This is a genomic window from Vibrio sp. Vf1514 (genome assembly GCF_052076135.1).
Classification (GTDB): domain Bacteria; phylum Pseudomonadota; class Gammaproteobacteria; order Enterobacterales; family Vibrionaceae; genus Vibrio; species Vibrio furnissii.
The window spans coordinates 1-18,737 of record NZ_CP197267.1 but is presented as its reverse complement, the minus strand read 5'-3'; the positions used below and the strand labels follow the sequence as shown (position 1 = coordinate 18,737).

Annotated in this window: 18 protein-coding genes and 1 riboswitch; of the genes, 6 read left to right on the top strand and 12 right to left on the bottom strand. The window is 51.0% G+C overall.

The window, feature by feature from the left end; translation table 11 throughout:
• Positions 1-34 precede the first annotated feature (34 nt).
• Both ACS18Q_RS00090 and ACS18Q_RS00085 read right to left on the bottom strand, forming a co-directional pair.
• Positions 35-991, bottom strand: coding sequence for a LysR family transcriptional regulator (locus tag ACS18Q_RS00090; RefSeq protein WP_038152669.1), 957 nt, complete (start codon positions 989-991; stop codon positions 35-37).
• Between the two features lie 173 nt (positions 992-1,164).
• The gene (locus ACS18Q_RS00085; RefSeq protein ID WP_441257219.1) at positions 1,165-1,449 is read right to left on the bottom strand and encodes a hypothetical protein; all 285 of its coding nucleotides are present in this window, start codon (positions 1,447-1,449) and stop codon (positions 1,165-1,167) included.
• A gap of 331 nt (positions 1,450-1,780) precedes the next feature.
• Here ACS18Q_RS00085 and ACS18Q_RS00080 point away from each other — a divergent pair, with 331 nt between their 5' ends.
• Positions 1,781-2,971 carry a diguanylate cyclase domain-containing protein gene (locus tag ACS18Q_RS00080; RefSeq protein ID WP_441257218.1) on the top strand — a complete coding sequence of 397 codons (1,191 nt, stop codon included), beginning with the start codon at positions 1,781-1,783 and terminating at the stop codon, positions 2,969-2,971.
• Positions 2,968-4,464 (top strand): sensor domain-containing diguanylate cyclase, encoded by a 1,497-nt coding sequence (locus ACS18Q_RS00075; protein ID WP_441257217.1) that lies wholly within the window; start codon positions 2,968-2,970, stop codon positions 4,462-4,464. The genes ACS18Q_RS00080 and ACS18Q_RS00075 overlap by 4 nt, the downstream gene beginning before the upstream one ends.
• Positions 4,465-4,568: 104 nt before the next feature.
• Here the strand turns inward: ACS18Q_RS00075 and ACS18Q_RS00070 are convergent, their stop codons facing one another.
• Positions 4,569-4,754, bottom strand: coding sequence for a hypothetical protein (locus ACS18Q_RS00070; RefSeq protein ID WP_038152659.1), 186 nt, complete (start codon positions 4,752-4,754; stop codon positions 4,569-4,571).
• 137 nt (positions 4,755-4,891) lie between these two features.
• On the opposite strand from ACS18Q_RS00070, the gene tusA reads away from it, so the two are divergent.
• Positions 4,892-5,140 (top strand): sulfurtransferase TusA, encoded by a 249-nt coding sequence (gene tusA, locus ACS18Q_RS00065; protein ID WP_004728740.1) that lies wholly within the window; start codon positions 4,892-4,894, stop codon positions 5,138-5,140.
• A 34-nt stretch (positions 5,141-5,174) separates the two neighbouring features.
• On the opposite strand, the gene ACS18Q_RS00060 is transcribed toward tusA, so the two are convergent.
• Both ACS18Q_RS00060 and ACS18Q_RS00055 read right to left on the bottom strand, forming a co-directional pair.
• On the bottom strand, positions 5,175-5,435 hold the full coding sequence (locus ACS18Q_RS00060; protein WP_014204166.1) for a hypothetical protein: 261 nt from the start codon (positions 5,433-5,435) through the stop codon (positions 5,175-5,177).
• Positions 5,436-5,576: 141 nt separating this feature from the next.
• Positions 5,577-6,131, bottom strand: a complete 555-nt coding sequence (locus ACS18Q_RS00055; RefSeq protein ID WP_004728738.1) for a TMEM165/GDT1 family protein — start codon at positions 6,129-6,131, stop codon at positions 5,577-5,579.
• Between the two features lie 90 nt (positions 6,132-6,221).
• A riboswitch (yybP-ykoY riboswitch) is annotated at positions 6,222-6,337 on the bottom strand.
• 212 nt (positions 6,338-6,549) lie between these two features.
• On the opposite strand from ACS18Q_RS00055, the gene glyQ reads away from it, so the two are divergent.
• The 3 genes from glyQ to ACS18Q_RS00040 all read left to right on the top strand — a co-directional run bounded on the left by glyQ (position 6,550) and on the right by ACS18Q_RS00040 (position 10,985).
• The gene (glyQ, locus tag ACS18Q_RS00050) at positions 6,550-7,467 is read left to right on the top strand and encodes a glycine--tRNA ligase subunit alpha (RefSeq protein WP_004728737.1); all 918 of its coding nucleotides are present in this window, start codon (positions 6,550-6,552) and stop codon (positions 7,465-7,467) included.
• Positions 7,468-7,481: 14 nt separating this feature from the next.
• Positions 7,482-9,548: a glycine--tRNA ligase subunit beta gene (gene glyS / locus ACS18Q_RS00045; RefSeq protein WP_004728736.1), complete on the top strand. Its 2,067-nt coding sequence runs from the start codon at positions 7,482-7,484 to the stop codon at positions 9,546-9,548.
• A gap of 186 nt (positions 9,549-9,734) precedes the next feature.
• The gene (locus tag ACS18Q_RS00040; protein WP_441257216.1) at positions 9,735-10,985 is read left to right on the top strand and encodes a valine--pyruvate transaminase; all 1,251 of its coding nucleotides are present in this window, start codon (positions 9,735-9,737) and stop codon (positions 10,983-10,985) included.
• A gap of 40 nt (positions 10,986-11,025) precedes the next feature.
• Here the strand turns inward: ACS18Q_RS00040 and ACS18Q_RS00035 are convergent, their stop codons facing one another.
• The 7 genes from ACS18Q_RS00035 to dnaA form a co-directional block, all read right to left on the bottom strand.
• Entirely contained in the window at positions 11,026-11,463 is a 438-nt protein-coding gene (locus ACS18Q_RS00035) for an Hsp20 family protein (protein ID WP_038152653.1), read from the bottom strand.
• Positions 11,464-11,492: 29 nt separating this feature from the next.
• Positions 11,493-11,615, bottom strand: coding sequence for a hypothetical protein (locus ACS18Q_RS00030; protein WP_004728733.1), 123 nt, complete (start codon positions 11,613-11,615; stop codon positions 11,493-11,495).
• Between the two features lie 258 nt (positions 11,616-11,873).
• The gene (locus ACS18Q_RS00025) at positions 11,874-12,290 is read right to left on the bottom strand and encodes a GreA/GreB family elongation factor (RefSeq protein ID WP_441257215.1); all 417 of its coding nucleotides are present in this window, start codon (positions 12,288-12,290) and stop codon (positions 11,874-11,876) included.
• 343 nt (positions 12,291-12,633) lie between these two features.
• Positions 12,634-15,051: a DNA topoisomerase (ATP-hydrolyzing) subunit B gene (gene gyrB, locus ACS18Q_RS00020; protein ID WP_038152652.1), complete on the bottom strand. Its 2,418-nt coding sequence runs from the start codon at positions 15,049-15,051 to the stop codon at positions 12,634-12,636.
• Between the two features lie 18 nt (positions 15,052-15,069).
• A complete protein-coding gene (recF, locus tag ACS18Q_RS00015) occupies positions 15,070-16,149 on the bottom strand; it encodes a DNA replication/repair protein RecF (protein ID WP_004728729.1) in 1,080 nt (359 codons plus the stop codon).
• 17 nt (positions 16,150-16,166) lie between these two features.
• Positions 16,167-17,267, bottom strand: a complete 1,101-nt coding sequence (gene dnaN, locus ACS18Q_RS00010; protein ID WP_004728728.1) for a DNA polymerase III subunit beta — start codon at positions 17,265-17,267, stop codon at positions 16,167-16,169.
• Positions 17,268-17,330: 63 nt separating this feature from the next.
• Positions 17,331-18,737, bottom strand: coding sequence for a chromosomal replication initiator protein DnaA (gene dnaA, locus ACS18Q_RS00005; protein ID WP_004728727.1), 1,407 nt, complete (start codon positions 18,735-18,737; stop codon positions 17,331-17,333).

Below are 18,737 nucleotides of genomic sequence, written 5' to 3'. Positions count from 1 at the left end.
TCTGCGCGCTCGCGACATTCTCTATCTCAAGGCCCTAATCGGGCCTTGATTCGTCCAAGCCCATGTCTTCAACCCGCTTGGCAATCAATTTACTGCACTCTTCCTTCACCATACTACGCAGCCATTCCTGCGCGGGCGAATGCTCACAGCGCGGGTGCCAAATCATCGAATAATCAAACGGCGTAAAGGAAAACGGCAGCGGCTTCACCACCAAGTCATAGCGTTCCGCAACCAGATACGCCAAGTCCGCCGGCACCGTGATAATCAGCGGCATGGTATCGATAATCGCCAGCGCCGCTTCCAAATGATACGCCCTGAGCACCATACGCCGCGGGGGCAATCCTTCCAGCGCCTGATCAAGCAGCGCTTTCACCCCATCACTAATAGCAATCATCGCATGGGGAAAATCGAGGTAATCTTGCAAGGTCATCGACTGCTGTGCCAGCGGATGGTGACGCGAAAGCAAGCACAACACCCCGACACGTCCCAACACTTCACTTTGCAGTGGTTCGACCGAACGAATCAAACGACAAATCGCCAGATCGGCGCCATCGTAAGTGAGCTGATCCACCAAGCGCTCGTGTTGCAGCGGCAGAAACTCAAATGCCACATTGGGCGCTTCCTGATAGATACGCGGCAACGCAAACGGCAAAATGGTCTGCATCGCATAATCGGTGGTCGCAATGGTAAAGGTTTGATCGCAGGATGTCGGATTAAATTCCGTCGGTGACAACAATTGACGCAGGCTTTCCAGCGGCTCACCAAGTTCACGATTAAACGCCAACGCCTTTTCCGTCGGGATCAGGTGCTGTCCTTGACGAGTAAACAGCGGATCGCCCAGCAGCTCACGCAGACGGCCAAGCACACGACTCATCGCCGATTGGCTGAGGTTCAGTCGCTCCGCCGCTTTGCTGACACTGCACTCTTCAACCAACACGCGCAGCGCCACCAGCAAATTGAGATCGCGACGGTAGATGTCTTCTAATTCCACACTCTTTTCCAGCATCAAGTTCGATTGACTCGAGTGTAACCAATCGCGTAGAAAAAACCACGCAACCTTACGTTGGGTAAAAAGCGGCTTCAGTCTCATCGTCCTGCGACATGTATTTTTCGCTACGCAAACGATAACGCGCACAATCCTCTACAGATGACGTGAATCAGCGCTCAATCATCAAGTACATCGTGTAAAACCGTCACATGAGTAGCCGTTTTAACCGGCGACAAATACAGATCATCATGCGCAATATCTTGTCTAAAAATGATGAAAACGCCATCAATCACCACATCGAATGCTGTGCGTTTCATAATCAAATTACATGCCCCCATATGATCAATAGGAGTTATTAATATCACGCAAAAATAGCGAATATCGATCAATAATGTTTCTAAAATCACCAAAATTCGTTTATATTCGCCGCCTTTTTCTCCACTCGAAAAAGAGTGCGCCACACATGAAACTAAAGATCATGCGTGGTTTTTATCGACGCTTAAAAACATATTAACGACCTAAATGAAGAGCAGATTTTTTCTAAGTCTACTTGTCCTGACCGTGACGGTTGGTGTGACGTCCAGCTTATTTCAATGGCATCATCAACAACGTATTTATGATGATATTTCCCATCGAATGCTGAATGATTATAAAGTTGAAGTTGAACATGTTTTTTCTAACATTGAAATGAAACTTGAGGTCATGATTCATTTATTGGAATCAAAATATGGACCAACAGACAATGCCATTCATTTAAATGAATTGCTGTTGTTTTATTTGGATTTAATTCCCATGGCGTCAGCGATATATATTGGTGATAAAGAAAAAATGCTTGGCAACGCACCCATCATCAATCGCAATAAAATATATGCTCATGCGTCCAGGCCTTGGTTTATTGATCCCACAGAAAATCATCAGCAGATTAAATACACCAATCTCTACGTGGATAAATTTTCTCAAGAACGTATCGCCACGCTCTCCAAAGTGATCTTTAACGAGCCATCCAATTACGCGGTGATCGGGATTGATATCGTGCCCGCGCGGCTGAATGTCTTGTTCGACAAAATGCAAGAAACCATACCCACCAATGTGTATGTCGTCGATAACGTCGGTGCCGTGGTTTGGGGCAGCAAAAATGCCCTGTTTGACTTAAGCCAAACCCAACTCGGTGAGGACGGCGCGTATTTTGATCACCAACAGCACAAAAAAATCTATTACAGTCGATTAAATCACCTCAACTGGACGATCATCATGGCCGTGGACGGTGACGTACTCACCAGTTCACTGTTCAAAGAGAGCCTTATTCTGTTTGTGGTCGTCGGGATCACTCTTTCGCTGCTGTGTTTTTTTTGGTGGAGTCTGTGTGAAGAATTAAAGCTGTTTTATTTCCACGTGATTCGAAAACTCAACGACAACAATCAATCGATTGATAAATTCGTCGACACCACCATCAATGACAGCCATAAAGCCGCAGATCTGATGGCCAGCCATGTGTTGCTCGATGAACTGACTGGCGCCCTCAATCGCCGCGCCTTTGACAAAGACCTCGCCAGCGCGCTGTCTGATGAGGGAGTGACGTTGCTGGCGCTGATCGATATTGATAACTTCAAACGCATCAACGACACCTTTGGCCACCAGTGTGGCGATGACGTTTTACGCGCGTTTGCCGCCATGGCCAAAAGCTATTTTGATCACATTCAGGTGCGCAGTTATCGCTATGGTGGAGAGGAGTTCGCCATTCTGTTCAGAGGCATCAGCGCCGCACGCGCGCACGCTTTGCTGGACAATTTCCGCCACTCATTTGCCTCACGTGCATGGCGTGAAGGCATGCCTAGCATTACGTTTAGCGCCGGCCTCAAATCATGGGATGGCGAAACACTCCCCGAATTTATCTCGGCGGTGGACCAATTGCTCTATCACGCGAAACAGTCCGGCAAGAACAACATTAACGGGTCAGCGATAACCCCGAGCGCGCAATCATGAAACATTTAAGCATTGCCACCAAGGTGAACAAACTCTTTGGGTTGATGACCTCGATACTCATCATCGGCGGCATCAGTGCCTATTGGATTCAGCGTGAAGTGATTGTCGATTCTTACCACAACTTGAATCTCGATTTCGTCCTCGACTTGAGCCGAACCACCGCGCGCACACTGTCGATCTACGAAAAAAATCTCAATCAAGTGCTGATCACCACCCAATTGCGCGAGACGTTATTCCCCGACCCAAACAGCCATCACCACGCGAAAATGCAAGATGCATTGCATTTATTACCGTATGTCGAATCGATCACCGTTAGCGATCTACAGGGGCAAACCTTCATGACGGCAGCGTTACCCAACGCCGCCGCCCCGCACAATGACGCGCCTCAGCAGCAGCCGTGGTTTAAAAAGGTCATCTCGTATGGCTCGCCTGCGCAGTTTAGCTTTTCCACGCGCGCGAGTGACGTAGGCGGTCATGCCATTCACGTCTCTTTGCCGATTTATTCTCAGGCCTTAAAACCCAAAGGCATGATTGCGTTATCGATTCGCCCATCCTTGATCACCCACTTTTTTCAGACCATTCAAGGCCCCTCCAGCGGACGCTTGTCTTTGAGTGACACCGAAGGCACCTTGATTGCGGGCATTCCCCCAGCCGCATCGCTCACCGCCGCGGATCTCACGGCCTATTCAGGCATCCATGAGGGCCATTGCGCCTTTTATTACTATTCCAACCTCTCCAACCCGGAATGGTATGTGATCTACGAAGTGCCCAAACGCAGCTTAAACCGCTTTGTGTTTCATGAGAGCAAAAGCATTGTCTATTTTCTGACCTTCTCACTGACAATCAACACCCTGTGCTGGCTGTATATGAGAAGAAGAATCCAGCAGGTCGAAAAGCATCTCGTGACCGGCTTAATGAAAGCTACGCAGGTGCCCGGCAATCTGAATATCGCCGACGCCATTCACTTGGTTTCTGAGCGACGCAACACGTTGAGGAAAGAGAGTTTGATCGACGGCTTAACCGGCCTGAACAATCGACGTGCGCTGGACAACGACCTGCCATCACTCATCGAGGATGGGGCAACACTCGTGGCGATGTTGGACATCGATTATTTCAAGTCCATCAATGATACCTATGGCCATCAAACCGGCGACACCGTACTCAAAACATTTGCCGCGATTGCCGAGGCACAACTCCCCCCGCAAAGTACGCGCATTTATCGCTACGGCGGCGAAGAGTTCATCATTGTGTTTGTGCGCGTAACCCCATCGCAAGCGCTGGAGATGTTGGAGCAACTGCGCCTGAGCATCGCTCAATACCAATGGCATCAAGGCCCGCACCAAGTGACGTTCAGTGCAGGGCTCGCCTCCTGCGCCGATGCTGATGCCATCTCCCTTGCCGATGCGCGCTTATATGAGGCCAAACGCAGCGGCCGTAACCGCATTATCTATGACGACGTCTCGAGGCCGGGCGATGAACCGTCCCTTGGTTAAAACGCCGAATCGCAGGCAAAAAAAATCCCGCCTTTCAGCGGGGAAGCCCAAGAAAAATGGGGATAGTGTCGGAATGTAATTGAGCGTAGTTTGACAAGTGTGTGTTAGTGTTCTTGCTCACCAGATGCACCTTGCCAGCGATGCATCTCGAGCCAAATCCCAAATAGCGAAGCACTCACGCCGAGTAGCGGCATCAATGAGGTTTCGGTTGGCGTTCGCATCACAAGGGCGCAAAAGGAAATAAAACACAGAACCGAGTAGATGGTCAGTCTGTCTAGTGCTGTCAACATATTGCACCCCCTCGTTATTTGTTACCAACTTGTTAACTAAATTAAAACAAAAAGATCACTTTGCCAAGCGCTTATTGAATATTTTTTCTTCGCCAGTATTATCTAGACCTGATTTGTGACATCCATTAGGTTTGACCATGACTTTTAATCCTGAATTAGCCACATTGGTGTTAGAAGCGGAAGGATTACGCTGCCCAGAGCCAGTGATGATGGTCAGGAAGACAATTCGTACCATGAACGACGGTGACGTCCTGTTGATTAAGGCCGACGATCCCTCGACCACGCGTGACATTCCAAGCTTCTGCCGATTTATGGATCATCAGTTGCTCGGTGCGAAAACCGACGAACTGCCGTACCAGTACCTGATTAAGAAAGGGCTGGACTAGCAGACAAAAAAGGCTGCCCGAGGCAGCCTTTGGTTTATTCCTGATGTTCGATGGCGCGGACTTCCGCTTGCAATCGATGAATCTGCTTTTGCATCGCACGGACTTCTTCATGCAACGGAATGATGTGCGCCACACGAATCCACGACTCCACCGTGAGTCCCGTCATAATGATGGCCCCCGCCACCATCGGTAACCACATGTCCGTTAGCGACATGCCAAGCAAAGTTAACGCCAGACCCAAAGTAAACAGGTAACTCTGACTTTTGGCGCTCATACCCATATAACGTGTCAGCATACACCTACCCTCTCGCGATGATGGTTGCCCTTTACACTAGCATGACAAGTATGACACGAATATGGCGAATATCACGCTCTGGAGCGGAAATTGCGTGCGCCTGACCGTCGCTAATCGTTTGTTTCACAGCATATTTATCGGTTAGAAAACCGCCGCGCCCACGGCCAATGCCGCAAACAGCGCCGCTGTGACTTTCCGAATCAGACCCAGTGGCATTTTGTCGGCCGACAATTTACCGATCAGCACCACCGGCACATTGGCAAGCAGCATACCGATGGTGGTGCCCAGAACCACCCACGACAATGCATCAGCGTATTGCGCGCCCAAAATGGAGGTCGCAATTTGCGTTTTATCGCCAATTTCCGCCACAAAGAAGGCAATGAAGCTGGCCACAAACGGCCCCCGATTGGAAATCTCTTCGTCATCATCGATTTTATCGGGAATCAGCACCCAGGCGGCCATCGCCAAAAAGCTCACCACCAGCACCCATTTCAACACCTCAGGCGACAGATAATCGGCCACGACCACCCCAAGCCACGCCGCCAAAGCATGGTTGGCAATCGTTGCCAGAAAGATAGCAGCAATAATAGGGATCGGTTTACGGTATCGACTGGCGAGTAATAACGACAAAAGCTGGGTTTTATCCCCGATTTCGGCCAGTGCAACAGTAGTAATAGAGATAGCTAAAACGCTCACGACTTGCTCATTGGGGCAGGGATAATTATATAACCATAGACAAACAGACACGCCCCACCCCGGTTCGTGATGTTTGTCTAAGGTCTTGCTAAACCCGGTCGGCACCGAGTCTCGAACGCCATGGTGATTGTGCACCAATTGTGTTGACGAACGAACCGATCAAATGAGGGCATTTGATCGAGAAGCTACTCCCCAAAGACGGGGGAATTCTATCCAGCCTCGGCACAATTCTCAACCCCAAGATGACGAAAAGCGTCAACACGAGGAAATTTGCGCAGCTTAAAGGCAAAAAACTCCATGAAAAGAGAATTTCGCCGATTAATTAAGCAAGATTTCCTCTACTTTGTCGGGGAATAACTCGGTATACTTGATCGTTATTTTTTATCAATTCAGACAGAAGAATCGCGCGAACCTGACTATGCAAAAATACGATATCAAAACCTTTCAGGGTATGATCCTCGCGCTGCAGGATTATTGGGCCCAACAAGGCTGTACCATTGTTCAACCATTAGATATGGAAGTGGGCGCAGGTACGTCTCACCCAATGACGTGCTTACGAGCTCTTGGCCCAGAGCCAATCGCTACAGCGTATGTTCAACCTTCACGCCGTCCAACAGATGGTCGTTACGGTGAAAACCCGAACCGTCTGCAACACTACTACCAATTCCAGGTCATCATTAAACCGTCACCAGACAACATTCAAGAGCTGTATCTCGGTTCTCTGAAAGTGCTGGGCGTTGACCCACAAGTACACGACATCCGCTTCGTGGAAGATAACTGGGAAAACCCAACACTCGGTGCTTGGGGTCTGGGCTGGGAAGTGTGGCTAAACGGCATGGAAGTGACGCAGTTCACTTACTTCCAGCAAGTGGGTGGTCTTGAGTGTAAGCCGGTTACCGGCGAAATCACGTACGGTATCGAGCGTCTAGCGATGTACATTCAGGGCGTAGATTCTGTGTATGATTTGGTATGGACCGATGGCCCACTGGGTAAAGTGACCTACGGTGACATCTACCACCAAAACGAAGTCGAACAGTCCACGTACAACTTCGAACACGCCGATGTCGACTTCCTGTTCACCTTCTTCGACCAATGCGAAAAAGAGTGTCTCCACCTGTTAGCACTGGAAAAACCACTGCCATTGCCAGCATACGAGCGCATTCTGAAAGCCGGACACGCGTTCAACCTGCTGGATGCACGCAAAGCGATTTCCGTCACGGAACGTCAACGCTACATCCTGCGTATTCGTAACCTGACGAAGTCAGTGGCTGAAGCTTATTACGCATCCCGTGAAGCACTGGGCTTCCCAATGTGCAAAAAGTCCGAAGAGAAGTAAGGGGAAGACGTCACATGGCAAAAGAATTTTTGATTGAGCTGGGTACGGAAGAGCTGCCGCCAAAACAACTGCGTACACTGGCAGAAGCGTTTGCAGCAAACTTTACTGCAGAACTGAACAATGCGGGCATCGCACACGATGGCGTGACTTGGTACGCCACCCCACGTCGTCTGGCACTGAAAGTGGCCAACTTGGCAGAAGGTCAACCGGACAAAGTGGTTGAAAAACGGGGTCCTGCGGTCAGCGTCGCGTTTGATGCCGACGGCAACCCAACCAAAGCCGCACAAGGCTGGGCACGCGGCAACGGCATTACCGTTGAGCAAGCTGAACGCCTCGTCACCGACAAAGGTGAATGGCTGCTGTTTAAAGAGCAAGTGAAAGGCCAAGACACCGCTGCCGTGGTTGTCGACATGGCTGCCAAAGCACTGGCTCATCTGCCGATCGCCAAACCGATGCGTTGGGGCGATAAAGAAACGCAATTCATCCGTCCGGTCAAAACCCTGACCATTCTGTTTGGCGACACCCTGATTGACGGCGAAATTCTCGGCGTGAAATCAGGCCGCATCATCCGTGGCCACCGCTTCATGGGTGAACCTGAATTCACCATCGATTCGGCAGCGCAGTACCCTGCGATCCTGCTAGAGCGCGGTAAAGTGATTGCCGATTACGAAACCCGTAAAGCGATGATCATCGACGGCGCCCAAAAAGCGGCTGCAGAACTGGGCGGCATCGCCGATCTGGAAGACGATCTGGTTGAAGAAGTGACCTCGTTGGTTGAATTCCCAGTGGTCCTGACGGCGAAATTTGAAGAGAAATTCCTCAAAGTGCCAGCGGAAGCCCTGGTGTACACCATGAAAGGTGACCAGAAATACTTCCCGGTTTACGACGCCAACAAGCACCTGCTGCCTAACTTCATCTTCGTGTCCAACATCGAGTCCAAAGAGCCTCGCCATGTTATTGAAGGGAACGAAAAAGTAGTTCGCCCACGTCTGGCTGACGCCGAGTTCTTCTTCAACACCGACCTGAAGAGCAAACTGGTTGATCGCCTGCCTCAGCTAGAAACGGCAATTTTCCAGCAAAAACTGGGCACCATCAAAGACAAAACCGATCGTATCACCGAGCTTGCAGGTTACATTGCTGAGCAAATCGGTGCCGATGTCGAGAAATCCAAACGAGCTGGTCTGCTGGCCAAATGTGACCTCATGACATCTATGGTGTTCGAATTTACCGACACCCAAGGTGTGATGGGCATGCACTACGCCCGCCACGACGGTGAAGCCGAAGAAGTAGCTGTGGCACTGAACGAGCAGTACATGCCGCGTTTCGCTGGCGACAGCCTGCCAACCAATGGCGTGTCTGCCGCTGTCGCGATGGCGGACAAACTGGACACCATCGTGGGTATCTTTGGTATTGGCCAAGCGCCGAAAGGCAGTGACCCGTTTGCCCTGCGCCGCGCATCACTGGGTGTACTGCGTATCATCGTGGAATACGGTTACAACCTGGATTTGGTCGACCTTGTCGCCAAAGCGAAATCACTGTTTGGTGATCGCCTGAGCAACGACAATGTTGAGCAAGACGTGATTGAATTCATGCTGGGCCGTTTCCGTGCTTGGTACCAAGACGAAGGCTTCAGCGTGGACATCATTCAAGCGGTGTTGGCACGCCACCCAACCAAACCGGCTGACTTTGACCGCCGTGTGAAAGCGGTGTCGCACTTCCGTGACCTCGACGCGGCCGAAGCGTTGGCAGCAGCGAATAAACGTGTGGGTAACATCCTGGCGAAATTCGACGGCGAGCTGGCGCAAGAGATTGACTTGGCGCTGCTGCAAGAAGACGCAGAAAAAGCGTTGGCAGAAGCGGTCGAAGTGATGACTGAAGCTCTGGAACCGGCATTTGCTACTGGCAACTACCAGCAGGCTCTGAGCCAACTGGCAGGTCTGCGTGAACCGGTCGATGCGTTCTTCGACAACGTGATGGTCATGGCCGATGATGAAGCGCTGAAGAAAAACCGTCTGACGCTGCTGAATAACCTGCGTAACCTGTTCCTGCAAATCGCGGATATCTCCCTGTTGCAGAAATAACGTCGTTCTTCGACTTGGTTTGTTCAAAGCCCGACTCCAGAGAGTCGGGCTTTGTTTTTTGATCGAAAACAAAATAGTACTTTGCCTGTCAAAAACATTGCGGTATGTTCAAGAACTACTCTAAATGGCGGAGATTCCTCCCGCTAACCAACAAGATACAAACACAACACTTTAGGCAGTCGAATCATGCAGTTTTCTACTTTTGGCGAGAAATTTAATCGGTACTCCGGAATAACCCAGTTAATGGACGATTTAAACGATGGTCTGCGCACGCCAGGCGCCATCATGCTCGGTGGCGGCAACCCGGCCGCGATTCCGGAAATGCTCGATTATTTTAAACTCACCAGTGAAGAGATGCTGGCCGACGGCTCTCTGATTGCTGCCATGACCAACTACGACGGCCCACAAGGCAAAGATGTGCTGGTCAAAGCACTGGCCACACTATTGCGCGACACGTACGGCTGGGACATCAGCGAAAAAAACATCAGCCTGACCAACGGCAGCCAAAGCGGCTTCTTTTATCTGTTCAATTTGCTGGCCGGGCGCCAACCGGACGGCAGCTTCAAGAAAATTTTGCTGCCACTGGCCCCGGAATACATCGGCTATGGCGATGCGGGCATCGACGAAGATATTTTTGTCTCCTACCACCCAGAAATCGAACTACTCGATAACGGCCTGTTCAAATACCACGTCGATTTTGAGCAGCTTTCCGTCGATGAATCGGTGGCGGCGATTTGTGCCTCCCGACCAACCAACCCAACTGGCAACGTGCTGACGGAAGAAGAAATCCATAAGCTGGACCAACTGGCGCGCGACAACAACATTCCACTCATCATCGACAACGCTTACGGCGTGCCGTTTCCCAACATCATTTTTGAAGACGTGGAACCCTTTTGGAACGACAACACCATTTTGTGCATGAGTCTGTCCAAGCTAGGGCTGCCGGGCGTGCGCTGCGGCATTGTGATTGCCAACGAAGCCATCACCCAAGCGCTGACCAACATGAATGGCATCATCAGTTTGGCGCCGGGGAGTGTCGGCCCAGCGGTGGCGCATCGCATCATTGAAAAAGGCGATCTGCTGCGGCTTAGCCAAGATGTGATCAAGCCATTCTACCGCCAGAAATCACAGCGCGCGGTGGCCTTGCTGCAACAGGCGATCGACGACCCACGTTTTCGCATTCATAAGCCTGAAGGCGCAATTTTTCTGTGGCTGTGGTTTGATGAACTGCCCATCACGACCCTAGAACTCTACCGTCGCCTTAAAGCACGTGGCGTGCTGATCGTGCCGGGAGAGTATTTCTTCATCGGCCAAAAAGAAGACTGGGCGCATGCCCATCAGTGCCTGCGCATGAACTACGTGCAGAACGATGACGCGATGCAACAAGGCATTGCTATCATCGCCGAGGAAGTGAAAAAAGCGTACTTGGAAGGTTAACCACCGCGCATAAAAAAGCCCGCCGAAGCGGGCTTTTTCATTATTGATTCTCAAGCAACTGGGTGCCGTTGATGGCAATTTTGCGCGGTTGCATTGCCTGCGGAATTTCACGTTCTAAGTCGATGTGCAGTAACCCTTTTTCCATCACTGCGCCAATCACTTTGACGTAATCTGCCAGTTGGAACTTGCGCTCAAAATCGCGTTCCGCAATGCCCTGGTAGATGTAGTTTTTATTCTCTTCCGGCTGGCGTTCACCACGCACAATCAGCGTATTTTCTTGCTGCGTAATGTCCAGTTCATCCTCCGCAAATCCAGCCACCGCCATGGTAATGCGGTATTTGTTCTCTTCTTGCTGTTCAATGTTGTATGGAGGGTAACCGCCCTGTGTATTTTTGGCGGTGTTGGCTTCCATCATGTTCAACAGACGGTCAAAGCCAATTGCGTTGCGGTATAAAGGCGTGAAATCTACAGTTCTCATCATACTATCCTCTTGATTAAGCAATAGTCTTAACCTTGATCGGTTAAGGCACGGTCCTCATTCTTCAGACATGAGGCCATTGATTGGTTGATGGTGTAGTGGCGTTGATCCTCATCGGAGCGATCCCGCGTCACCACGGTGTGGGAATCCATTCGGCATCCCCTTCAGTTTCATATATAAGGTCGCGCAGCGTACTTTCAAGCCATGTACCAAAAATTTTTTTCAATCATCAAAAAGCCCGATCATTGATCGGGCTTCTCGCACTTTATCCAGACTCGAGGCGATTAACCGCGTGATTTACGCAATTTAATCACGCCGTTCTCCTGCGCTTTTTCCTGCTTCTGGCGACGTTTTTCTTTCAGGGTCATTTGAGGTTTCTTTTGCATCTGCTTACTCATGAGGATCTCCGTTCACTGACATAAGACGCAGCCACATCGCAAAGGACGAGCTGGCGGCTGAACTTCATAGACAATTTCGGTAATCGCATATCGGCGAGAACGACCGAGAATACGGAGTTCCAACACGTCATCGCGCGCCCGCCCCATGAGCGCAGAGCCTAGGTACGAATCCCAAGCCAACTGGCCGGACAGCGGTTGATGCTGATGAGACGCCACCAGCGTCATGCGATACTGATGATAACGTTCGGTATCCACCAAATGCACCGTATCTCCCAGCGCAATACGCGTGCCATTGCGACAGCGTTTCTGCAGCGCGCAGGTGTGTTGCAGTTGCAACAAACGCAGCGGTGACTGATACGTCACAAAGCGGCTGGTCAGCCACCAGGTGCGTATGGCATCACCACATGCCATGATAAAACGAGCGAACATGATGGCTCCTTTGAACGCATTACCGATTCAACAATCTTGGGTAGGTAAACCGGAAGTGACGCCACTCCCGGCTTAAGCCAGGAACGTAACCATCTGCTGCCTCCTTGATGCTTTGTTATCCAACTCATTGCACTATAGCGAGTTCACCATAGAAAGCAAAAGCGCCCAGCGGAACAAAATGGCGCCCCACCCTAAGAAAAGACACAAAGTGGCAACTGGGCTCAGAAAGGAAGGAGGAAGCATCGAAAAGGGGTGAAAAGAGGGATAAAGTTGCAATTTGTCTGCGGCAAGAAATAAAAAAAGCAGCGAACCTGTCGCTGCTTTTGTACCTAGATTGAACCGACTACACGTCGAGGTTCGCCACTTTCAGGGCGTTGTTTTCGATGAACGCACGACGAGGTTCAACTTGATCCCCCATCAGTGTGGTAAACAGCTCATCCGCACCCACGGCATCATCGATGGTGACTTGCATCATGCGACGTGTTTCTGGATCCATGGTGGTTTCCCATAGCTGATCCGGGTTCATCTCACCCAAACCTTTGTAGCGCTGTACAGACAAGCCACGGCGTGATTCTTTGATCAGCCAATCAAGAGCCGCTGCAAAGCTCGCCACCGGTTGTGTACGCTCGCCACGTTTGATGTATGCACCGTCTTCGATCAGGCCATGCATCGCTTCAGACAATTCAGCCAGCTTGCCGTACTCTTTGGAGTTCAGCAGATCCACACTCAGCAGGTATTCGTGCGTCACACCGTGTGTGCGCACTTTGATGCGCGGTGAGTAGACGTTGTGTTCCGCGTTGTGTTCCAGTGTAAAGCTGTATTGGCTCGCGCCCACTTCTTTGGCGTTCAACTGATCAATCAGTTGTTGCGTCCACGCTTGCGCGCCAGCTTCATCCTGACATTTTTCAGCCGTCATGCGTGGCATGTAGATGAATTCATGGATCAGAGAATGCGGGTAACGACGGCTCATGCGTTCGATCAGTTTGATGGCAGCATTGTATTGCTGAACCAATTTCTCCAACGGTGCGCCCGCCAATGCTGGTGCGTCAGCGTTCACGTGCAGCTCTGCGTTGTCCATCGCCAGTGCGATCTGGTATTGGTTCATCGCCTCTTCATCTTTGATGTACTGCTCTTGTTTGCCTTTCTTCACTTTGTACAAAGGTGGCTGAGCAATGTAGATGTAGCCACGTTCAATCAGCTCCGGCATTTGACGGTAGAAGAACGTCAGCAGCAGCGTACGAATGTGAGAACCATCGACGTCCGCATCGGTCATGATGATGATGTTGTGGTAACGCAGTTTGTCTGGGTTGTATTCGTCACGGCCGATACCGCAGCCCAGCGCTGTGATCAGCGTGGCTACTTCTTGCGACGACAACATCTTGTCAAAACGTGCTTTTTCTACGTTAAGGATTTTACCTTTCAGCGGCAGAATCGCCTGATTCTTACGGTTACGACCTTGTTTTGCAGAACCGCCCGCTGAGTCACCCTCCACAATGTAGAGTTCAGACAACGCTGGATCTTTTTCCTGACAGTCCGCCAGTTTGCCGGGGAGGCCCGCGAGATCCAGTGCGCCTTTACGACGTGTCATTTCACGTGCTTTACGTGCCGCTTCACGCGCACGTGCTGCATCGATGATTTTGCTACACACGATTTTCGCTTCCGATGGGTTTTCTGCCAAGAAGTCATTCAACTTCTCGCCCATGGCCGATTCAACCGCAGATTTCACTTCTGAAGACACCAGTTTGTCTTTGGTTTGGCTTGAGAATTTTGGATCAGGCACTTTCACCGACACGACCGCCGTCAACCCTTCACGCGCATCGTCACCCGACGTCGCGGTTTTGGCTTTCTTGCTGTAGCCTTCTTTGTCCATGTAAGTGTTCAGTGTACGCGTTAACGCCGCACGGAAACCGGCCAAGTGCGTCCCACCATCGCGCTGTGGAATGTTGTTGGTGAAACAGTAAATGCTTTCTTGGAAACCATCGTTCCACTGCATCGCCACTTCCACGCTGATGCCATCTTCACGTTCAGAGTTGAAGTGGAATACTTTCTCGTGGATGGGCGTTTTGTTGCGGTTCAGGTGGTTTACAAACGCTTGAATACCGCCTTCGTACATGAAGTGATCTTGTTTGTTGTCTTCGCGCTCATCCACCAGCTTGATGGACACGCCAGAGTTCAAGAACGACAGCTCGCGCAGGCGTTTCGCCAGAATTTCGTAATGGAATTCGATGTTGGTAAAGGTTTCAGCGCTTGGCCAGAAACGGACCATGGTGCCGCTGCGATCGGTATCACCCACGACCGCCAATGGCGCTTCAGGAACACCGTGACGGTAGGTTTGGGTGTGCACTTTGCCACCGCGGTGAATGGTCAAGACCACTTTTTCCGACAGGGCGTTCACCACCGACACACCAACCCCGTGCAGACCACCGGATACTTTGTAGGAGTTGTCATCAAACTTACCGCCGGCGTGCAGAACCGTCATGATGACTTCTGCCGCAGACACTTTTTCTTCAGGGTGGAGCTCGGTCGGAATACCACGACCGTCATCGCTGACCGATACCGAGTTATCTTCGTGAATGGTCACGATGATGTCTTTACAGTAACCCGCTAACGCTTCATCAATCGAGTTATCCACCACCTCAAAAACCATGTGGTGCAGACCGGTGCCATCATCAGTGTCGCCGATGTACATACCCGGACGCTTACGTACCGCGTCTAGACCCTTCAGTACTTTAATACTCGATGAATCGTAATTATTCGACATGAGTTACTCTCTCACTATTTATCCTTGCCCTATTGTGCCATGTTCCACATGAAACATCTTGCTGTTCGGCTCGACCATGTCGGCAACCTGGCTTTCAGTAATAGAACTTACAAAAACTTGTGCCCCCGTCGCTTTCAAGCAGTCAGCGAGACGCTTACGACGTTGGCTATCGAGTTCGGAAGCAAAATCATCTATCAAATAGATGCACTGCTTCCCGGTCAGCTCGGTCAAATGCTGCCCTTGCGCGACACGCAGGGCGCAGACCATCAATTTGAGCTGGCCTCGTGACAGAACATCTTCCACTGGTGTTCCGTTCACTTTTATCTTTAAATCTGCTTTGTTAGGACCGCTGAACGTGTATCCAAGCAATTGATCACGTTCGAAGTTTTTTTGCAGTATCTCATGATACGGCGTCTCTTTTTCCCAGCCTCGATAATACTTCAATGTAATCTCGAATTCCGGCAAAAATGTGCGACATAACTCCTCTGCCACACGTTTCATCTGCTCAACATAGGCCCCGCGCCACTGGTCGATGTTTTCCGCCAGTCTGGCCAGTTCTTGATCCCAATAGCTGAGCTCGCGATAACTGCTCGCGGTCTTGAGCAGCGCATTGCGCTGTTTGTTGAGCCGTTTGAATCGGCCCCAAGCATCAAAGAATGCCACTTCAGTGTGAAACACGCCCCAGTCGATAAACGCACGACGTTGTTTCGGTCCGTCCGTCAGCAATTCAAACCCTTCCGGGTGAATCAATTGCAGCGGTAACACCTGAGCCAGTTGCGCTAACTTTTGCCCAGATTGACCGCCTATTTTAACCTCTGTTGAGCCATCGCGCTGCTTATTAATGCCAATCGGTAGCTCAAATTGATCCGAGGTCAAAAAACGACCGTGAACAAAGAGTTCTGAGCACTCATTCTGAATCACACGCCCCGTCAGCGTGCTCTTGAACGAGCGGCCATGACCGAGCAGGTAAATGGCTTCCAGCACGCTGGTTTTGCCACTGCCGTTGGGGCCAATAAGAAAGTTAAAGCCTGATGATAGCGGAATATCACAGGCTTTAATGTTGCGAAATTGCTGAACAATCAGTCGAGTAAGCGGCATAGCGCAATCGTCATGAATTACAGGCGGATGGGCATCACCACGTACATGGCGCTGTCATCATCGACGTTTTCAATCAGCGCACTGGCGTTTGCATCGGACATCGAGACGCGCACGTTTTCACACCGCAGGGTGTTGAGAACATCCAGCACGTAGCTGACGTTAAAACCGATTTCGATCGCTTCGCCGTCGAAGTTGACGTCAAGCATCTCTTCGGCTTCTTCCTGTTCTGGGTTGTTGGCGGTAATGCGCATTTCGCCGCCATCCAGATTGACGCGTACGCCCCGGAATTTCTCGTTCGACAGAATCGCGGCACGTGAAAATGCTTGGCGCAGTTCATCACAACCCGCCTGTAGCGTTTTGTTGGTATTTTGCGGCAATACGCGGCGATAATCCGGGAAACGGCCATCAACCAGTTTGGAAGTAAACACAAAGTTGTTCACTTCAGCACGCAGGTTTGAGCTACCGATTTGCAGCACCACTGGTTGCTCAGGCGCATCCAGCAGTTTCACCAGTTCCAGTACCCCTTTGCGCGGTACGATAATTTGTTTGTTGGCGAAATCTGCGCCCAGTTCGGTTTGCGACACCGCCATACGGTGACCATCGGTCGCCACGCTGCGCAAGGTGCTGCCGTCAATTTCAAACAGCATGCCGTTGAGGTAGTAACGCACGTCTTGGTTGGCCATCGAAAACTGTGTTTTCTCAACCAGGCCACGCAATTCGCCTTGGGTCAGCGACAATTCCACTTCGCTTTGCCAATCTTCAATGTTCGGGAAATCGCTGGCGGGTAAGGTTGCTAAAGAGAAGCGGCTGCGCCCTGAGCGCACTTGCACGCGATCGCCTTCCAGCACCACAGTGATCACCGCCGCATCCGGCAGACCACGGCAGATGTCGAGGAATTTGCGCGCTGGCACCGTGGTGGTGCCCGCTTCGAAATCACCTTCCAGCGTCACGCGGCTGACCAGTTCAACTTCCAGATCCGTCGCGGTCATGGAGAGCTGATTGTCTTCCACTTTCAGCAGCAAGTTACCCAAAATCGGCAACGTTGCTCGCCCGCCTAATGTGCCGGAGACTTGTTGCAGTGGTTTAATGAAGTGACTACGTTCAATCGTAAATTTCATAGTGTGCTCTTAAACGAGATTGGATAAACGACGTGACACATCCGCGCTCAGTATCGCGTGATGTTACGAAGACAGGGTTCGAATCAGGTTCGAATAGTCTTCTTTAATATCGTGGCTTTCTTCGCGCAGTTGTTCGATCTTACGACACGCATGCAGCACGGTCGTGTGGTCACGGCCCCCAAACGCGTCGCCGATTTCCGGCAAGCTGTGGTTTGTCAGCTCTTTCGACAGTGCCATCGCCAATTGACGAGGGCGCGCCACTGAGCGTGAACGACGTTTGGAGAGCAGATCCGCGACTTTAATCTTGTAGTATTCGGCAACGGTCTTTTGAATGTTGTCGATGGTGACCAGTTTCTCTTGCAGCGCCAATAGATCGCGCAGTGCTTCACGCACGAAATCGATGGTGATCGGGCGACCAGTAAAGTTGGCGTTGGCAATCACGCGGTTCAGCGCCCCTTCCAACTCACGCACGTTTGAACGCAGACGTTTTGCAATAAAGAACGCCACTTCATCCGGCAGATGAATTTGGTGATCTTCGGCTTTTTTCATCAAGATTGCGACGCGCGTTTCCAGCTCTGGTGGCTCGATCGCAACAGTCAACCCCCAGCCAAAGCGGGATTTGAGGCGATCTTCCACCCCGTTGATCTCTTTTGGATAACGGTCGGATGTCAAAATGATTTGCTGGTTTCCTTCCAACAGTGCGTTGAAAGTATGGAAAAATTCTTCTTGCGAACGCTCTTTATTGGCAAAGAACTGAATGTCATCGATCAGGAGTGCATCCACACTGCGGTAATAGCGTTTGAACTCTTCAATCGCGTTGTTTTGCAACGCTTTCACCATGTCCTGCACGAAACGTTCCGAGTGCATGTAGACCACTTTGGCGTTCGGGTTGTTGTCGACGATGGCGTTGCCCACCGCATGCAGCAAGTGCGTTTTACCCAAACCCGTCCCGCCGTATAAAAACAGTGGGTTGTAGGCCGCCCCCGGATTGTCGGAGACCTGACGCGCAGCCGCAAGGCCGAGCTGGTTCGACTTACCTTCGACAAAGTTATTGAATTTGTGCTTTGGATTCATGTTGGAACGATAGGTAATTTCCGGCGCATTGGCCGCATCATCATCCCAGGTTTTGTGAATCGGTTTACGTTGCGCCAGTTGCGCAGGCGCAGAAGACTCTGCCGCCACATCCGCAGCGGTGCGTTTTTGAGTCGGTTTTGGCGCCACCACCCGGCGGCTGCCCACTTCAAAACGTAGGCTCGGCACATCATGACCGCAAAAGTCTTTCAACAGGCGGTTGATGTTGTTGATGTATTTGTCGCGAACCCAATCGAGCACAAAGCGGTTGGGTGCAAACAAAGTGAGAGTATTGTCATTGAGCTCCGCTTGTAACGGACGAACCCACATGCTGAATTCTGCGGCTGGTAGCTCCTCTTGAAGCTGTTGCAGGCACTGCAACCAAAGCGAAGATGACAC